The 17625-nt window shown below is 44.4% G+C and carries 12 protein-coding genes; 11 read left to right on the forward strand and 1 reads right to left on the reverse strand.

Annotated elements, in window-relative coordinates:
* The first annotated feature begins 10 nt into the window (after nucleotides 1–10).
* The 10 genes from fabB (at nucleotide 11) to purF (ending at nucleotide 15271) form a co-directional block, all read left to right on the forward strand.
* Entirely contained in the window at nucleotides 11–1222 is a 1212-nt protein-coding gene (gene fabB / locus ACED60_RS04705; RefSeq protein WP_009848735.1) for a beta-ketoacyl-ACP synthase I, read from the forward strand.
* Nucleotides 1223–1750: 528 nt separating this feature from the next.
* Nucleotides 1751–2884 (forward strand): 4-phosphoerythronate dehydrogenase, encoded by a 1134-nt coding sequence (locus ACED60_RS04710; protein ID WP_371727033.1) that lies wholly within the window; start codon nucleotides 1751–1753, stop codon nucleotides 2882–2884.
* A 12-nt stretch (nucleotides 2885–2896) separates the two neighbouring features.
* The gene (locus tag ACED60_RS04715) at nucleotides 2897–3910 is read left to right on the forward strand and encodes an aspartate-semialdehyde dehydrogenase (protein ID WP_012603484.1); all 1014 of its coding nucleotides are present in this window, start codon (nucleotides 2897–2899) and stop codon (nucleotides 3908–3910) included.
* A 209-nt stretch (nucleotides 3911–4119) separates the two neighbouring features.
* Complete coding sequence (locus ACED60_RS04720) at nucleotides 4120–9198, forward strand: FimV/HubP family polar landmark protein (protein WP_371727034.1); 5079 nt, start codon at nucleotides 4120–4122, stop codon at nucleotides 9196–9198.
* 194 nt (nucleotides 9199–9392) lie between these two features.
* Nucleotides 9393–10187, forward strand: coding sequence for a tRNA pseudouridine(38-40) synthase TruA (truA, locus tag ACED60_RS04725; RefSeq protein ID WP_371727035.1), 795 nt, complete (start codon nucleotides 9393–9395; stop codon nucleotides 10185–10187).
* Between the two features lie 175 nt (nucleotides 10188–10362).
* Nucleotides 10363–11289 carry an acetyl-CoA carboxylase, carboxyltransferase subunit beta gene (gene accD, locus ACED60_RS04730; RefSeq protein ID WP_009848681.1) on the forward strand — a complete coding sequence of 309 codons (927 nt, stop codon included), beginning with the start codon at nucleotides 10363–10365 and terminating at the stop codon, nucleotides 11287–11289.
* A gap of 42 nt (nucleotides 11290–11331) precedes the next feature.
* Complete coding sequence (folC, locus tag ACED60_RS04735) at nucleotides 11332–12594, forward strand: bifunctional tetrahydrofolate synthase/dihydrofolate synthase (protein WP_371727036.1); 1263 nt, start codon at nucleotides 11332–11334, stop codon at nucleotides 12592–12594.
* On the forward strand, nucleotides 12595–13170 hold the full coding sequence (locus tag ACED60_RS04740; protein ID WP_012603487.1) for an SPOR domain-containing protein: 576 nt from the start codon (nucleotides 12595–12597) through the stop codon (nucleotides 13168–13170).
* A 61-nt stretch (nucleotides 13171–13231) separates the two neighbouring features.
* On the forward strand, nucleotides 13232–13723 hold the full coding sequence (locus ACED60_RS04745) for a CvpA family protein (protein WP_009848678.1): 492 nt from the start codon (nucleotides 13232–13234) through the stop codon (nucleotides 13721–13723).
* Nucleotides 13724–13756: 33 nt separating this feature from the next.
* A complete protein-coding gene (purF, locus tag ACED60_RS04750) occupies nucleotides 13757–15271 on the forward strand; it encodes an amidophosphoribosyltransferase (RefSeq protein ID WP_012603488.1) in 1515 nt (504 codons plus the stop codon).
* Between the two features lie 77 nt (nucleotides 15272–15348).
* On the opposite strand, the gene ACED60_RS04755 is transcribed toward purF, so the two are convergent.
* Nucleotides 15349–16224 (reverse strand): LysR family transcriptional regulator, encoded by an 876-nt coding sequence (locus ACED60_RS04755; RefSeq protein WP_004734167.1) that lies wholly within the window; start codon nucleotides 16222–16224, stop codon nucleotides 15349–15351.
* A 228-nt stretch (nucleotides 16225–16452) separates the two neighbouring features.
* Between ACED60_RS04755 and ACED60_RS04760 the strand changes: the two genes are divergently transcribed.
* Nucleotides 16453–17556 (forward strand): response regulator, encoded by a 1104-nt coding sequence (locus ACED60_RS04760; protein ID WP_017099203.1) that lies wholly within the window; start codon nucleotides 16453–16455, stop codon nucleotides 17554–17556.
* The last annotated feature ends 69 nt before the right edge of the window (nucleotides 17557–17625 follow it).

Raw genomic sequence — 17625 nt, forward strand, 5'->3', positions numbered from 1 at the left:
GGAATGTCACATGAAACGAGTCGTAATCACCGGTATGGGTATTGTTTCAAGTATCGGTAACAACGTCGAAGAAGTTTTAGCATCACTGAAAGAGGGTAAATCAGGTATTACCGCTTCAGAGCAGTTCAAGGAAAATGGCTTGCGCTCTCAAGTATGGGGTAACCTAAAAATGAACCCTGCTGACCATATCGATCGCAAAAAAATGCGCTTTATGGGTGATGCAGCGGCATTCGCTTATCTTTCAATGGAGCAAGCAATTGCTGACTCTGGTTTAACTGAAGATCAAGTATCTAATGACCGCACGGGTATCGTAGCGGGTTCAGGTGGTGCTTCATCTCTAAACCAAGTAAACGCAGTAGACATCATCCGTGAAAAAGGCGTGAAGCGCGTTGGCCCATACATGGTTCCACGTACAATGGCTTCTACGGTTTCTGCTTGTCTAGCAACACCTTTCAAAATCCGTGGTGTGAACTACTCTATGAGTTCTGCATGTGCAACATCTGCACACTGTATCGGTCACGCAATGGAGCTTATCCAACTTGGTAAGCAAGACGTAGTATTCGCTGGTGGCGGTGAAGAACTGGACTGGTCTCTGACTATGATGTTCGACGCAATGGGCGCACTTTCTACTAAGTACAACGACACGCCAGAATTGGCTTCTCGTACTTACGATGCTGACCGTGACGGTTTCGTTATCTCTGGTGGCGGCGGCATGCTAGTTATCGAAGAACTTGAGCACGCTGTTGCTCGTGGCGCAAAAATCTACGGCGAGATCGTGGGTTACGGCGCGACTTCAGATGGCTACGACATGGTTGCTCCTTCTGGCGAAGGCGCGGTTCGTTGTATGAAGATGGCAATGCAAAACGTTGATGGCGTTGACTACGTGAACACTCACGGTACTTCAACTCCTGTTGGTGACGTTAAAGAACTTGGTGCAATCCAAGAAGTCTTTGGCGGCAATAGCCCAGCAATCTCAGCAACTAAAGCGATGACAGGTCACGCTCTAGGTGCGGCTGGTGTACACGAAGCAATTTACTCAACGCTAATGCTTGATAACGGCTTCATCGCACCAAGCATTAACGTTGCAAACCTAGACGAAGCGGGCGAAGGCCTAGACATCGTAACCGAAGCTCGTGAACAAGAGCTAACAACGGTTATGTCTAACAGCTTTGGTTTCGGCGGTACGAACGCAACGCTAGTAATCAAAAAATACCAAGGCTAATTGAAGCTAAGGTTAAATTAATAAAAGGTTAATCGTTAGTGGGTGATGTGAGTGCTGATTCAACACGCACAGGTCGCTCATTAACCCTGACCAACAGAACAAAGCTTTTATAAATATGGTTTTAAGCGTGTTTTTTAACCCTAGCTTTGTAAGCTTCGCTTTAGAAAATAGCTTTTTAAATCAAGATTTAGAAGTTGAAAGGTTTCCAGAGCTTGATCAGTACTGGCTTTGGTTAGTACTGGTTGAACAGACGCAAGACTCTGTCTCCTGGAGAGCGAGATAGGATCCTTTTGTTCTGGATGTTTGCCCGATTGTTTATTCAATCGGGCATTTTTCGTTTTAGTCTTCTGACTTTAGTTTTCTAATTTCAGGTAGTCGTTCTTATTACTGCTTTTGCTTTTGCGACTAGGCGATTCAACTCTTTATTTATAATGTATTCCAATTGCTACTCGACACCGTGTGTGGAATTTTGCACAATCATTTCAATTCACATTTAGGTCGATAGACCCCAACAAAAGTACTCGCCAAATGAAAATCTTAATCGACGAAAATATGCCTTATGCTGAAGCGCTTTTTAGCCAGCTAGGGGAAGTGACAATGAAGTCTGGTCGCACATTAACGGCTGACGACCTAGTTGGCGTAGACGCTTTGATGATTCGCTCTGTCACCAAGGTGAACGAGTCATTGATCAGCAAAGCCAACAAGCTGAAGTTTGTCGGCACAGCGACGGCAGGTATGGATCATGTCGACCAAGAATTGATGAAAGAACGTGGCATTTTCTTTACTGCAGCTCCAGGCTGTAACAAAGTGGGTGTGGCTGAGTATGCGTTCAGCGCGATGATGGTGTTGGCTCAGCAGCAAGGTTTCTCTGTATTCGAAAAAACGGTCGGTATTATCGGCTGTGGGCAGGTAGGCAGTTACTTAGCGAAATGCCTTGAAGGTATTGGTATTAAAGTTCTGCTGAACGATCCTCTAAAACAGCAAGAGGGTGATACTCGCGAATTTACTGAGCTAGATACTCTGCTTGAGCAGTCAGACGTCATCACTCTGCATACGCCAATCACTAAGACAGGTGAGTTCCCAACGCATCATTTGATCAATGAGCAAGTACTGAACAATTTACGTGCTGACCAAATTCTGATTAATGCGGCTCGTGGCCCAGTTGTTGATAACCAAGCGTTAAAAGCTCGCTTGCAAAAAGCCGATGGTTTCACTGCCGTTCTTGATGTGTTTGAGTTTGAACCTGAAGTCGACTTTGAACTTCTTCCGTTGCTCGCTTTTGCAACACCTCACGTAGCGGGCTACGGTTTAGAGGGTAAAGCGCGTGGTACCACGATGATCTTCAACAGTTATTGTGAGTTTTTAGGTACTGAACAGCGTGCTTATGCAAGCGACCTTCTACCGACAGCGCCAGTGCCTCAAATGAAATTAGATAGAGCTTGGGATGAAGCAACACTGCACAATTTGACTCAGTTGATCTATGATGTGCGCAAAGACGACGCCTTATTCCGTCGCAATATCTCTACGCCGGGTTCTTTTGACAAGATGCGTAAAGAATATTGGGACCGCAGAGAGTACAGTGCAGTCGAGTTAACGGGCGACGAATCTTGTAATTTAACGCCGTTATCTAAACTCGGTTTTATGGTAAAGCCAACTTTATAAAAGAGAGAAACAATGAGCCAAGAATTTAATATTGCTATTTTAGGTGCGACTGGTGCGGTTGGTGAAACCATTCTTGAAGTACTTAAAGAGCGTAAATTCCCTGTCGGTGAAATGCACTTACTAGCAAGTGAACGTAGTGAAGGCAAAACTTCCCGTTTTAACGGCAAAACAATACAAGTACAAAATGTAGAAGACTTCGACTGGTCTCAAGTACATATTGCGTTTTTCTCTGCAGGTAGCGAGCTTTCAGAACGTTGGGCTCCAATCGCCGCTGACGAAGGTGTGGTTGTTATCGATAACACCTCACGTTTCCGTTACGAATACGATGTTCCTCTGGTTGTGCCTGAAGTGAACCCTGAAGCGATTGCTGAGTTCCGTAACCGCAACATCATTGCGAACCCGAACTGTTCTACTATTCAGATGGTAGTAGCGCTTAAACCGATTCACGATGAAGTGGGCCTTGAGCGTATTAACGTTTCAACTTACCAATCTGTGTCTGGTGCAGGTAAGCCGGGTATCGATGAGCTAGCAGGTCAAACGGCTAAGCTTCTTAACGGTATGCCAGCTGACAAGTCAGCGTTCTCACAGCAGATCGCGTTTAACTGTATTCCTCAAATCGATGAATTTACAGAGAACGGCTATACACGTGAAGAAATGAAGATGGTTTGGGAAACTCAAAAGATCTTTGCTGACTCTTCAATCACGGTTAACCCGACTTGTGTTCGTGTTCCTGTGTTCTATGGTCACGCTGAATCTCTACACATTGAAACTCGCGCGCCAATCGGTGCTGAGCAAGTTATTCAGCTTCTAGAGAACACAGAAGGCGTTGAAGTTTTCCAAGCGCTAGACTTCCCAACTCAGGTTCGTGATGCTGGTGGTAAAGACCACGTAATGGTTGGTCGTATTCGTAACGACATCAGCCATCACAGCGGTGTGAACATGTGGGTTGTCGCTGATAACGTTCGTAAAGGCGCAGCAACAAACGCAGTTCAAATCGCTGAAGTTCTGATTCGCGATTACTTCTAAGCTTCACTGCTTTGATAAACAAGCCTCACTCTTTTAGTGGGGCTTTTTTAATCGATTGAAAATATTGTTAGTCAAATTGTGTGAAATTGCTGCGAATATTGTCGCTGCAACACATTTTTTGTTTTCATCTCTATAGCTTTACGTCGTTTATCCGATATATTTAACAGTTCATCAATTTATTCGAATTTAAGCACCTAGCTGAGCCTTTTATGTTTCAATTTTTCAAGCCGTGGTTAATGCCTTTTGCCATTCTCATGGCGACTCAGATTTCCGTTGTTCGTGCAGATTCCATTCGAGTTGTAGGGCCTAATGGCCAGATACAATCAGCGCCTACGTTTTCCGAACCTCTTCAAAGAGCACAATTGAATCGTGCTGGGCCTTCTCGTTTTTACGGCCCAACTTTGGGGTCGGAAACATTGTGGTCAATTGCCTCAAAGTTACGCCCTGATAATTCCGTTTCAGTTCAGCAAACCTTGTTGGCTATTTATCGTCTAAATCCACAAGCGTTTGAAAACCAGAATATCCACAGCTTGCTGCCTGCCAGTAATTTACGAGTGCCTTCTTTAGAGCAAGCACGTGCAAGTTCTACACAGCAAGCCGTTAACATCATGAATGCGCACCTTGCTAAGCTCGATGCTCCTGCAAGTAAGCCTGTCGCTTCAAAACCAAAAGCGTCGAGTTCTGATGCAAAAAATGTTGCTCTTGCTAAGCAAGTAAGCACTACTGAAGCCGCTAAAAAGCCATTGTCTCCAACTCAATCATCTCAAGCTCAATCGGCTCCAACCCGAGAGGTGAATAAGTTAGAGAAACAGCTAGAGCTTTCAGAAACTGAGCTATTGTCACTTGAAGAGAAAAACCATCAACTTCGTCTGATGTTGTCGAATGTTCAATTGGAAGTGGATGAGCTAAAAACAGAACTTAGTGATGAAGACCGCATTCGTAGCGAAGTGGAAAAGCTGCTTGATGAAGAGCGTAGAAAGAACGCTGAGATTGCAAAAATGGCTCCAAGTGCCATGGGTCAATTGTTATCAAATGGCTGGTTAGTTACTGCTCTTGCGGTTATTCCAGGCCTTCTACTTGGTCTTATCATAGTGATTTTGTTGGGGCGCAGTTCTAAAAATGATGAGCAGCAGCCGACACAAGACCAACCAATTCAATCAGATGCAAGTAGCGTCGCGCCTATCGCTTTAGGCGACGAGATGGACGACTTTGATAATGAATTGTCTTTAGACGATGAACAATTTGGCAATGAAGATGATGCTGATAAGTTATTTGATGACCAAGCATCGCCTGAAGAAGATGTATTTGCAGGTTTAGATGATTCTGATCTCGATTTTAATCTCGATGATGACGATGATGACCCATTTGCGAGTATTGGCGAAAATGGTGACTTAGACACTAACTTCGATGATCTGGAGTTAGACAGCAGCAACGGCATTAGTGTCAATGGCGATGACAAGGCGCTTGGTCTTGAAGAGATGGAGCGTGCACTCGATAAAACATCAGAAAGCGAACTCGGTTCTGATGAGGCCGATTTTGATCTTTCAGATGATAACTCAATGTCGAATGAAGATATTGAATCGCTACTATCACAGGATTCTGAGACTGAAGATCTAGGCTCTAACGAACTAGACCAATCTCTATTAGATGATCTATTTGCGCTTGATGATGAAGATGATGATAGCTTCGATATTGATGCTTTAATCTCAGAAGAGCAAAGTGATTCGATTTCTAATACCGACACATCAGCAACCGATGATTTTGACATTGATGCGCTTATCTCTGAACAACAGAGCGATACTGCACCTTCGGGCGTGAGCAACGATGAATTTGATATTGATTCGTTGATCTCAGAGCAGCAGACGTCACAACCTTCGGCTCCTAGTGTAGAAGATGATATTGATGACATCTTCGCTCAGGTTGCGGCTCAGAACGATCAAGTCAATGAGCCTGTGAATCTCGATAATGATGACGAGGTTGCTGAGAATCTAAACAGCGCTTTGGCGTCTGATGATGATATCGATAACATCCTTTCTCAGTTTGATCTGCCAACCGAAAGTGAAGAAACTCAAGGCAGTGTCGACCTGCTCGATGAGCAATTGACAGGGGATGATGTTGATCTCAGTAATTCAACAGATCTCCTAGATGATATGTTGGAAGATGAATCGGATGATGATTCTGAGAGTGATCCTCTAGGTTTTGACTCATTATCTGAACTCGAAGAACTCTCAGGCTTGTCGACCGATGATGAGCTAGATATTTCGGAAGACAGTACTGAAACCTTGGATGAGTTGATTGATGATTCTGATGATGACTTTGAACTCGATGCCGAGAGCACAGACTTACTAGATGATTTTCTAGACGAAGACGCCAATGATGCTCAAGTTACCGTCGAAGGTGACGAGACGTTAGATGAACTGCTAGGTAATGATCTATCAGTCGGTGAAACCGATGAACAAGATTCAGACTCTTTAGACCCATTTGATGATCTACTGACAAGTGGCATTGAAGACGAGCTTGAACCTGAAGGGAAGGCGTTTGATAAAGAGTTAGACGAAGCCTTTGGTTTTGACAACGGCAGCGATGAGTCCGAAAAGGATTCAGACGTCGAGCTTACTCCGTTAACCTCAGAAACACCTGAAGTTGAGTCTGAGCAAGCATCGGACATTAATGCAACACCACAAGCTGAAGTCGTTAGTGATGGATCGTTAGATTCGGAAATGATTCAAGACAGTGCTGACGTTAAGCCAGAAAATGATGAAGCCTTTAATCGTGATGACTTTATCGATGATTTGTTCGGTGTCGCACCGGCAACAGATGCTTTACTTGATGACTCGCTAGAAACAACAGACGAAGCATTGATTGATGAGTTAATGACTTCTGATGACAATGATTTATTGCCAGCGACAGAAGAGCCTGTTGAGTCATTAATTGAAAATACGGTTGAACCAGAGCAAGCGTCTCTTTCAGACAGCAATGAAGTGTCAGCGGAAGAAATAGTATCCGCTGAAGAAACCGCATCATCGGTTGAAGATGATGAACTGAATATCGACTCACTGCTCTCTGAAAATTCTGATTTTGACAAACCAGTTTTTGAAGAGCGAGTTCAAGAAGAAACTGTACAGCAAGAACCAGAGCCGAAAGAAGCCGACGCCCAAGAACAGCGTGAAGACATCGCTGCTAGTTATGAAGAGCAAGTATCGCCATCGTCTTTAAATGATATCTCTGAAGATGATGAAGAGACGGTTGAAGACTGGTTAGCCGAAGCTATAGACGATGTAGAGTCGCCTGCGAATGTTGCCTCTGATTTTGACTTTGAACCGAAAATCCAAGGTAGCGATCAGTTTGAAGATGTCGTTGAATCCTTGCCAGAGCCAGAGCCAGAGCCAGAGCCAGAGCCAGAGCCAGAGCCAGAGCCAGAGCCAGTTCGTGCTGCACATATGCCAGAGATCGTTCCAAATGAATTCGGTGTGCCAGAAGACGATGATTGGCTGATTGAAGATGAGACGGCTCAACAAGAAACATTGGCACAAGTTGATGAAGTAGCGGAAGAGCCTGTGGTTCCTGCTGTTGAGTCTCAGTTAGATACTGAACCTCAGTTAGACCATGAGCCGCAAGTTGAAGCTGCACAACAAGTTGAAACCGAACCTCAAGTAGAAGCAACGGAACAAGCTGAAGCGGTAGAGCAAGAAGGCGAAGACGAGTTCTCGATTGATGATTTTGATCTTCCAGAGTTTGGTGAAGAAGATGCGTTGGCGGAAACCGACGCCGAAGTAACCCCTGAGCCAGTAACACCGGTTGTTGAACCTCAGTTAGATGCTGAACCTCTAGGACAAGAAGGCGAAGATGAGTTCTCGTTTGATGATTTAGAGCTTCCAGAGTTTGGTGAAGAAGATGCGTTAGCGGAAGCGGACGCTGAAGTAGCAACGGAGTCAGACGTCCCTGCTGTTGATGCTCAACTAGACACAGAATCAGAATCAACACCTGAGCCGCAAGCCGAAGTAGAGCCTCAAGCTGAAACGGCTCCTCAAGTTGAAGAAACGAAACAAGCAGAAATTCTAGGGCAAGAAGGCGAGGATGAGTTCTCGTTTGATGATTTAGAGCTTCCAGAGTTTGGCGAAGAAGATGCGTTGGCGGAAGTGGTTAGCGAACCGGATGAAGCGCAGTTAGAGCAAGATCTTGCTCCAGAGTCCGAAAAGTTTGAGTTCGATGACCTTGACCTGCCTGAATACGATGAAGAGAGCGCAAAAGCGGATTCAGTCTTAGATGACATCGAACAAAGCAGTGCTGAGCCTGTAGCGGAAGAGCAAGGCGTAGAGCTCGATGAGTTTGATTTGCCGGAATACGGTGAAGACGAAGCTATCTCCGATGCGTTTGCTGAGAAACCAACGCCACTGACTTCTTTCAGCCCACAGGGTGAAGAACAAGATGCGCTGCATGATTTATTTTCAAACCCGCAGAGTTTTAGTCATGGTGATGACTTCTCGGATACAGAAGATTTCTCAGACGCAGAAGGCTTCCCAGGTGCAGAAGAGTCTGATTTGGCTAGTTTCACACAACCTGATGAATCACTCGATTCTCCGTCAGAATTAAGCCCAGTACCTTCTGAGTTAAGCTCAGTGCCTACAACAGTTCAAGACGATCTGTTAGAAGGTTTTGAGGATTTTGATGAGACAGCATTAGCTGAATTACTTTCTGAAGATGTTCAAGACTCTGTCGACAGCATGTTCGACAAGCCACTGGATGCTACATCGATTGATAGTGCAGGGCTCGATATTGACGCCATGCTTGAAGTTGGCGGCGAAGACTGGAAAGGCTTCAACCTAGCTCCTGAGCAGCAATCGAGCATGCATAATGATGTGCCTGATGATCAACAGGAGATTTGGGCGTCGGCAGATCAACAAGCTGAACCAAAAATCAAACAAGAGAATTGGGCTCAACAAGACAACCTAACCGAGTCAGACAAAGGTCGTGATAAGCAATACATGACGATTGATGAGCTGATGGCTCAAGTTGAGCAAGAAGGCGAAGACGCGATTAATCCAGATGACGAAGAGTTGAAGCTAGATGTTGGCCTAAATGAATTCCCAGACGTTATCGGTGACATTGGTAATTACGATGTCGACACCAACGCAGAAGCCGCTGGTAAGCTCGATTTGGCTAAAATCTATATCGAGATGAGTGACTCACAAGGTGCAATTAAGCTTCTAGAAGAGGCTATCGTTGACGGCAGTGATGATATTCGTCGAGAGGCAAAGAATCTTATCGATACGTTAAACGGTCGATAAATTCAAAAAATTATAAAGGGTAGCGTTGGCTACCCTTTATTTTAGGGCGATACAGTTAGCGTCTATTTTATTTAGCTTGCTAAAACCACCGTCTAGGCGGTAGTGATTGTTTATTGAAGTTTTAGCCCCATCCTATTTGGGCTAGCACTCATTTCCGTATATACTTCTCGCCCATTTTCAAAGAGAACAAGAACATGAAAATTGCTTTAGGTATTGAATATAACGGTACCCACTACTTTGGTTGGCAGCGCCAACGAGACGTGAAAAGTGTCCAAGAAGAATTGGAAAAGGCTCTTTCAGTTGTCGCGAATCACCCTGTAGAAGTTATGTGTGCTGGTCGCACAGATGCCGGTGTTCACGGTACGGGACAAGTCGTTCACTTTGAAACTAATGTCGATCGTAAAATGGTTGCATGGACAATGGGCGCAAATGCCAACATGCCAAAAGATATTGCCGTTCGTTGGGCAACAGAAGTGAATGAGGATTTCCATGCTCGTTTTTCTGCAACAGCACGCCGTTATCGCTACATTATCTTTAACCATACTCTACGTCCTGGCATTTTGAATTCAGGTGTGAGCCATTATCATGGTCACCTTGATGAGAAAAAGATGCATGAAGCGGGTCAGTACTTACTTGGTGAGAACGACTTTACTTCGTTTAGGGCAACACATTGTCAATCTCGTAGCCCATGGAGAAACATGATTCACTTAAACGTGACTCGTCATGGGCATTACATAGTGATCGATATTAAAGCGAATGCGTTTGTTCACCATATGGTGAGGAATATTACTGGTAGCCTAATTGCGGTAGGTAAAGGTGATCAAAAACCAGAGTGGATTCAGTGGCTTTTAGAGGCTAAAGATCGAAAAGTGGCAGGCGCGACAGCGAAAGCGGAAGGCTTATACTTAGTAGATGTTGATTATCCTGAACATTTTGGACTACCAAGAGAGCCTATTGGCCCTCTATTTTTGCCGGATAATTTGAACTAAATGTGAGACTTAGGTTCAAAAAACATTACGGTTTCGTGCGTAAAATAGTCACGGAAAATAGGTACAACCAGTTTTTTATCTACAGTCGCTGTTTTATGTGCTTTAATTCCCGGCATAATTCCCAAATTTATTTCTTTCGCAATCAAGCGGAGGAATCGAAACAAAAAGGTCTTCCATGAGTTGGCTTGAAAAGATTTTAGAAAAAAGCAACATCGTAACATCTCGTAAAGCGTCGATCCCTGAGGGTGTTTGGACTAAATGTACTTCTTGTGAGCAGGTTCTTTACCATGCTGAACTAGAGCGTAACCTAGAAGTATGTCCAAAATGTGACCATCACATGCGTATGAAAGCACGTCGCCGTCTGGATACATTCCTAGACAAAGGTGAGCGTGTTGAACTAGGTACTGATCTTGAGCCACAAGACAAGCTGAAGTTTAAAGACTCTAAGCGTTACAAAGAACGTATCTCTGTTGCTCAAAAGAACAGTGGTGAAACAGACGCATTAGTTGCAATGAAAGGCGAACTGCTTGGTTTACCTATCGTTGCGTGTGCGTTTGAGTTCTCATTTATGGGCGGCTCAATGGGTTCTGTTGTTGGTGCTCGTTTTGTGAAAGCGGTAGATGCAGCTATTGAGAACAACTGTGGTTTAGTTTGTTTCTCTGCAAGTGGTGGTGCTCGTATGCAAGAGGCATTGATGTCTCTTATGCAAATGGCAAAAACCAGTGCTGCTCTAGAGCGTTTATCTGCGAAAGGCCTACCGTTTGTTTCAGTAATGACTGATCCAACAATGGGTGGCGTTTCTGCAAGTTTAGCAATGCTTGGCGATATCAATATCGGTGAACCAAAAGCGCTTATCGGTTTTGCTGGACGTCGTGTAATCGAGCAAACTGTACGTGAAGATCTTCCTGAAGGTTTCCAACGCAGTGAGTTCCTACTAGACCACGGTGCTATCGACATGATCGTTGACCGTCGTGAGATGCGTCAGCGCGTTGCAAGCCTTGTTGCTAAAATGACCAATCAGCCTTCACCATTAGTAGTTTCTGTGAACGATTCACCGAATGAAGCTGCTTATGAAGTACCAGAAGCGCCAGAAAAAGGGTAAAGTACCTTCTAACAAACCTACTTAATTATGGTTATGAGTTAGATGAGTCAACAACCTATTCCTCAAGCCACATCCTCTTTGGAGATGTGGCTTGATTATTTATCAAACATCCACACAAGCGCTATTGATCTTGGTTTAGACCGAGTTCAAGCTGTCGCCTCTAAGGCAAACCTCACCAAACCTGCTCAACATGTTATTACTGTTGCTGGAACCAACGGCAAGGGCTCAACATGTGCACTCATGGAAGCTATTCTATTGGATGCTGGTTACTCTGTTGGTGTCTACAGCTCCCCTCACTTAATTCGCTATAACGAACGTGTTCGTATCAATGGCAAAGATCTGTCTGATCAAAAGATGGTTCAGTCTTTCGATTTCATTGAGAAAGAACGTGGTGAAATCAGCCTTAGCTTTTTTGAATATGGCACTTTAGCAGCGTTACGTGCTTTTCAAACCGAAGCGGTTGACGTTGTATTGTTAGAAGTGGGTCTAGGCGGACGTTTAGACGCGACCAATATCGTTGAGCATGACGTTTCTGTGATTACTAGCTTGGCTGTCGACCATGTTGACTGGCTAGGTGATGACATTAATGTGATCGGTTTTGAGAAAGCGGGCATTTATCGTAGCGGTAAACCAGCTATCTGTGGTCAACCCAAGCCACCAGCTACGGTTGCGGCACACGCTGATGATATTAACGCTGAGTTCTACCAAGTAGGGATTCAATACACCTATGATGTAGATGGTGATACTTGGAACTGGCGCAGTGGCGCATTCCAGTTAGAATCGCTACCTATCCCAAGCTTACCGCTGCCGAACGCAGCCACCGCACTGATGGCATTAGGTACTTCAGAACTAAGCATTAGTGATGTGAACGTTGTTAACGGTATGAAGAATGCGCAGCTTCCTGGGCGTATGCAGCAAATTAGCGAACAACCGGTGATTGTGCTTGATGTAGCACACAACCCGCATTCTGCTGAGTACTTTGCGCAGCAAGTAGCGAAGAAGTATGCAGGCAAAAATTTACACGTTGTAGTCGCCATGCTTCATGACAAAGATATCCCCGCGACATTGGAAGTATTAGCTCCAATAACAACACATTGGTACCCAGCTTCGCTGAAAGGCCCACGAGCCGCAACAGCCGCTGAATTGTGTCAAAGCTTACCTGAAGGTGTAGAGCAGTATTCAAACCCTGTTGTAGCGTTTGAAGCGGCTTTAGCTTCTGTTATAGAGGACGATGTTGTGTTGGTTGTCGGTTCTTTTCATACCGTGGGTGAAGTGTTGGAGCATTGGCAGAAAAAAGGAAACTAAATGGCAAGTAAATTCCAAAGCCGATTAGTCGGCACCATCATTTTAGTGGCCATTGGCGTGATTGTATTGCCCGATGTGCTGGATGGTAAGAAGCTCCACTATAAAGAAGAGTTTGCAAGCATTCCGATTAAGCCTGAGCTTGATAGTAATGTTGAAGTGTTTGAAGTGCTCGATCCTGTTGAAGATCAGATTGCACTGCCGGACTCTCCGGTTGAGCAAGTGGTTGAAAGTGGTCGTACTGATAATTCAAACACGCAAACTGCGTCGGCTTCCAGTAACAAAGAAGCGGATAAAGTGGCGGTGGTGGTTAAGCCGGTACCTGAAAAAAATGAATACCAAGACAGTGCTTGGATTATTCAATTGATGGCTTTGAAGAATGCTGACAACGCAAAAAACGTTGTTAAGGATTTACAGAAGCGTGGTTATCAGGCTCATACCAAGCAAGAAAAAACATTTACGCGAGTAATTATTGGCCCGGATGTTTCTAAATCCAAACTTGAGCGACAAATTAAGGAATTAGAAAAAATTACGGGTTCAAAAGGCCAGTTGCTCAAATTTAAACCGTTAAATCCATAAGAAAACGTTTGCGTCAGCATTTTTTCTGTTAAAATGCGCGCCAACTTAAGATGAAGAATTCATGAATTGGTTAGATTTTGTCATTTTAGGCGTGATCGGCTTCTCTGCCGTGATCAGTTTAGTTCGCGGTTTCGCTAAAGAAGCGTTGTCACTTGTTATTTGGTTTGGAGCATTTTTTATTGCTAGCCAGTACTACGCTAAATTAGCAATGTACTTCACCAATATTGAAGATGAGATGTTTCGAAACGGAACTGCGATAGCAGCATTGTTTGTTGCAACGTTAGTTGTTGGTGCCTTAGTTAACTATGTCATCGGGCAGCTAGTTCAGAAAACAGGCCTGTCGGGTACAGACAGAATCCTCGGTGTCGTCTTTGGTGGCTTACGTGGTGTTTTGATTGTTTCTGCAGTGTTGTTTTTCATGGATGCGTTTACTGCATTCCCAAGTTCTGAGTGGTGGAAGAATTCGCAATTGGTTCCGGAGTTTAGCCGAATCATTGCGCCGTTCTTCGAGCATTTACAAGCAACATCTAGTTTCTTATCTGGCGCGCTCTAGCGCCAGTTAATGTCGAAAATCGAGGATTAGGACATGTGTGGTATTGTTGGAATCGTGGGTTCAACACCTGTAAACCAGTCTATTTATGACGCTTTAACGGTATTGCAGCATCGTGGCCAAGATGCCGCTGGTATTTGTACCATAGAAAGCAATCGTTTCCGTCTGCGTAAGGCGAACGGTTTAGTTAAAGATGTTTTTGAAGCAAAACACATGCAACGCCTCCAAGGCAACGTGGGTATTGGTCATGTTCGTTATCCTACAGCGGGAAGTTCGAGTGCTTCTGAAGCTCAACCTTTCTACGTAAACTCTCCATTTGGCATCACGCTGGCGCACAACGGTAACCTAACGAATGCAAGTGAAGTTCGTGAGAAGTTGTTCGAAAAAGACCGCCGTCATGTCAACACAACCTCTGACTCTGAAGTTCTACTAAACGTATTGGCTCATGAGATCGATACCGTAAAAGGTAACGTGACTTCAGACGACGTTTTCCGCGCAGTTGCAAACGTGCACCGCACTATTCGTGGTGCTTACGCAGTGACAGCGATGATCATCGGCCACGGCATGATCGCATTCCGTGACCCACATGGTATTCGTCCACTGTGTCTTGGTAAGCGTGAAATTAACGGTAAAACAGAGTACATGGTTGCGTCTGAGTCAGTAGCGTTAGACGCTGTTGGTTTTGATTTTATGCGCGATGTTGCTCCTGGTGAAGCTATCTATGCAACATTCGATGGTGAGCTTTTCACTAAACAATGCGCAGACAACCCACAACTAAACCCATGTATTTTTGAGTTTGTTTATTTTGCTCGTCCTGATTCATTCATCGATAAAATTTCGGTTTACAGCGCACGCGTTGAGATGGGTGAGATGTTAGGCAAGCGTATTAAAGAAGAGTACGCAGACCTAGACATTGACGTGGTTATTCCAATTCCTGAAACATCAAATGATATTGCTCTACGAATTGCTCAAGCGATTGATAAGCCATATCGTCAAGGTTTCGTGAAAAACCGTTACGTTGGCCGCACGTTTATCATGCCTGGTCAGCAGCAACGTAAGAAGTCGGTTCGCCGTAAACTCAACGCGATTCGTTCTGAGTTTAAAGGTAAGAACGTTCTATTGGTTGATGACTCGATTGTTCGTGGTACAACATCAGAGCAGATCATTGAGATGGCTCGTGATTCTGGTGCAAACAAAGTCTTCATGGTTTCTGCCGCTCCGGAGGTTCGTTTCCCGAATGTTTACGGCATCGATATGCCAAGCGCGACGGAACTCATTGCTCATGGCCGTGATAACGAGACGATTTGTAAGCAGATTGGCGCAGACGCTTTGATCTTCCAAACGCTACCAGACTTAATCTCAGCTGTAGGTATGGGTAATCAAGACATCTCTCGTTTTGATACTTCTGTATTCAACGGTGAGTATGTAACGGGCGATATCGACCAAGCGTACCTAGATTTCCTAGATTCTCTACGTAATGACGATTCAAAGGTTGAGCGTGAGATCCAACAAGATCTCGCTAATCTAGAGCTACATAACGAAGGCGCTTAGCGTACTCATAAACATGAGTAATAAAAAACCAGAGCATCGACTCTGGTTTTTTTGTTTGCGGGGAAGGGGATTGAATCTTAGTGAATGTGGTATGCGATCACAAAATCGATAAACAATCTAACCTTCTCTGGCAGGTGGTCTTTGTGGTTGTAAAGCATGTAGATATCACGAGGGTTAGCGCTCCAGTCCTCTAAGACTTGCACTAAGCTGCCATCTTCAATGTATTCGCGGATCATAACGTCGGGCATTAGGGTGATACCGAGGCCTTCTGAACATGCTTGTCTCACGACATTGAGCGCATTCGCGTTGAAACGGCCTTTCTCGCTATTCACCACCGTCTCTTCATTCGAATTACTCAGCTGCCACTTAATCAGCGGATAGCCTTTAAGTAGCGAATGATTCGCGAGCTCTTCTGCATGACTTGGTGCCGGGTTCTTCGCTAAGTAGTCAGGACTTGCGATAAGAATATCTTTTACTTCACTGATTTTTCGAGCGATTAGACTTGAATCACGTTGTGGACCTACTCTGAAAATCACGTCCCACTCGGTTGGATCAAGCTGATCGGCTTGGTTGTTCATCATCAGCTCAATATTAATATCAGGATATTGAGTCATGAATTCACTGAACATCGGCATCATCATGCGCTTGGTCAGGTTTGAGGGTGCCGTAATGCGAATCTTACCGGAAGCTCCTTTACAAACGTCAGTCAGTTCTTCTGCAGTAGAAGATAGACGTTGCAGTAATGGAGAGCATTCGTTGAAGAAACGTTCGCCTGCCTCTGTTAAAGAGAGTTTACGCGCGTGTCTATTGAGAAGTCTTAGGTTTAGTGAATCTTCTAAGGCTTGGATGCGTCGTGTAATGGTCGCAACCGGAATCATAGTCTTGCGTGATGTTGCGGTGTAGCTCCCATTTTCAACGACAAGTCGAAAGAGGTTTAAATCATCTAATTTCATAAATCCAGACACATTTGTTTACAATCTCATCTAATTTATACGTAATAGTGAGATCAATGTTTGCGTTACGTCAATTCGTTGCACTATTTACCAGTATTCCAACCCTTGTCACGAATTTCCAGTAAAGAGTACGTATTTGTGTATTTAGCAATTTGTTACTAAGTTTTATATTAGTTCTTGGAACAGATAACAATAATAATTCGACTTAGTTTTGTGAGGTTAGAGATTATGTACAAAACTCACAGTCAGCCAGTTATGACCTCGGCTCAGGAAGTTCTCAATCAAAAATGCGTTATGTTGGTTGATGATGATCCTATTTTTCGCCGGATAACCAGCGCGTATTTAGACAAGATTGGTTATAAAGTGGTTGAGGCTGAAAATGGGCTGGACGCTCTGCAAAAGCTTAGAGACTCGGCGCCAGATTTAATTGTGTGTGACTTATCAATGCCTATTCTGGATGGCATTGAGCTTGTAGAAGAGCTCAGTTTAGAGTATCCGTCACTGCCTATGATCGTTGTGTCTGGCACCGATGATATGTCTGATGTGGCGAAAGCATTACGATTTGGTATCAAAGACTTTTTAGTCAAACCTCTGGAGGATCACGGTCATTTAGGCAGTGCGATTGCGAATACATTAACAGATTCGTTCGATAACATTTCAGACCAACGAGATTTTTCAAGCCAATGGTTTTGCGTTGATGACGGCGGAGAGATCCCTGAAGACCAAGAGCTGCATTGGCACCTAAATCACTTGCAAGATAACCCTAGTGCGGCAAGAGACTTATTGCACGCGCTGCTTCCTGACAAAGACACACGACAAGGCTCATGGCGTTGCAGTTACCGCCTACTACAATCAACAGAGATGATGCCACTTGTGTTCGACTATGCGTGGATGATGAACGGGCAGTTTGCTTTCTACCTCGTCGATTCGTCGTCTTCTGATAACGGCGGCTCAGCGGCCACATTGTTGGTGAGAGCGTTATTCCACGATTACATCAGAAATAGAAAAGATTTTAACGTTGATCTCAAAGATATTGCGGAAATTTTGGAGAAGGGGATTCGTTGCTCTAAATGTTCAACCCCTGTGAATGCTTTGTTTGGTGTTGCTGACCTTGCTGTGGGAACTATCTCTATTTTACCTGCGGGTTTAGATGGACAATGGTCGAATGGCGAATTGAATCAACATATTGCGGCGGGCGAGCGCTTGGGTGAGAACTGTAAGAAGAACTTCATTACACGGGATCTTCCGATTGAACAAGGCTGCCAGTTATCATTGAGCCTGCTTGGGTCGGCCAGTTTTAGTTTAGACATACACCAAGGGTCCACCGATTAACCCTATATTTCCTCGGTTTTTGTGAATAATTGATTAAGGTATAGTTGCGCAAATGGTGTGGCCATGCCT

Source organism: Vibrio sp. 1F279, from assembly GCF_041439815.1.
Taxonomy (GTDB): Bacteria; Pseudomonadota; Gammaproteobacteria; order Enterobacterales; family Vibrionaceae; genus Vibrio; species Vibrio tasmaniensis_A.

Coding starts and splice junctions, on each gene's coding strand:
- folC (WP_371727036.1), top strand. CDS start 11,332: ATGAGTCAACAACCTATTCCTCAAGCCACATCCTCTTTGGAGATGTGG.
- fabB (WP_009848735.1), top strand. CDS start 11: ATGAAACGAGTCGTAATCACCGGTATGGGTATTGTTTCAAGTATCGGT.
- truA (WP_371727035.1), top strand. CDS start 9,393: ATGAAAATTGCTTTAGGTATTGAATATAACGGTACCCACTACTTTGGT.
- ACED60_RS04720 (WP_371727034.1), top strand. CDS start 4,120: ATGTTTCAATTTTTCAAGCCGTGGTTAATGCCTTTTGCCATTCTCATG.
- ACED60_RS04760 (WP_017099203.1), top strand. CDS start 16,453: ATGTACAAAACTCACAGTCAGCCAGTTATGACCTCGGCTCAGGAAGTT.
- ACED60_RS04745 (WP_009848678.1), top strand. CDS start 13,232: ATGAATTGGTTAGATTTTGTCATTTTAGGCGTGATCGGCTTCTCTGCC.
- purF (WP_012603488.1), top strand. CDS start 13,757: ATGTGTGGTATTGTTGGAATCGTGGGTTCAACACCTGTAAACCAGTCT.
- ACED60_RS04715 (WP_012603484.1), top strand. CDS start 2,897: ATGAGCCAAGAATTTAATATTGCTATTTTAGGTGCGACTGGTGCGGTT.
- accD (WP_009848681.1), top strand. CDS start 10,363: ATGAGTTGGCTTGAAAAGATTTTAGAAAAAAGCAACATCGTAACATCT.
- ACED60_RS04740 (WP_012603487.1), top strand. CDS start 12,595: ATGGCAAGTAAATTCCAAAGCCGATTAGTCGGCACCATCATTTTAGTG.
- ACED60_RS04710 (WP_371727033.1), top strand. CDS start 1,751: ATGAAAATCTTAATCGACGAAAATATGCCTTATGCTGAAGCGCTTTTT.
- ACED60_RS04755 (WP_004734167.1), bottom strand. CDS start 16,224: ATGAAATTAGATGATTTAAACCTCTTTCGACTTGTCGTTGAAAATGGG.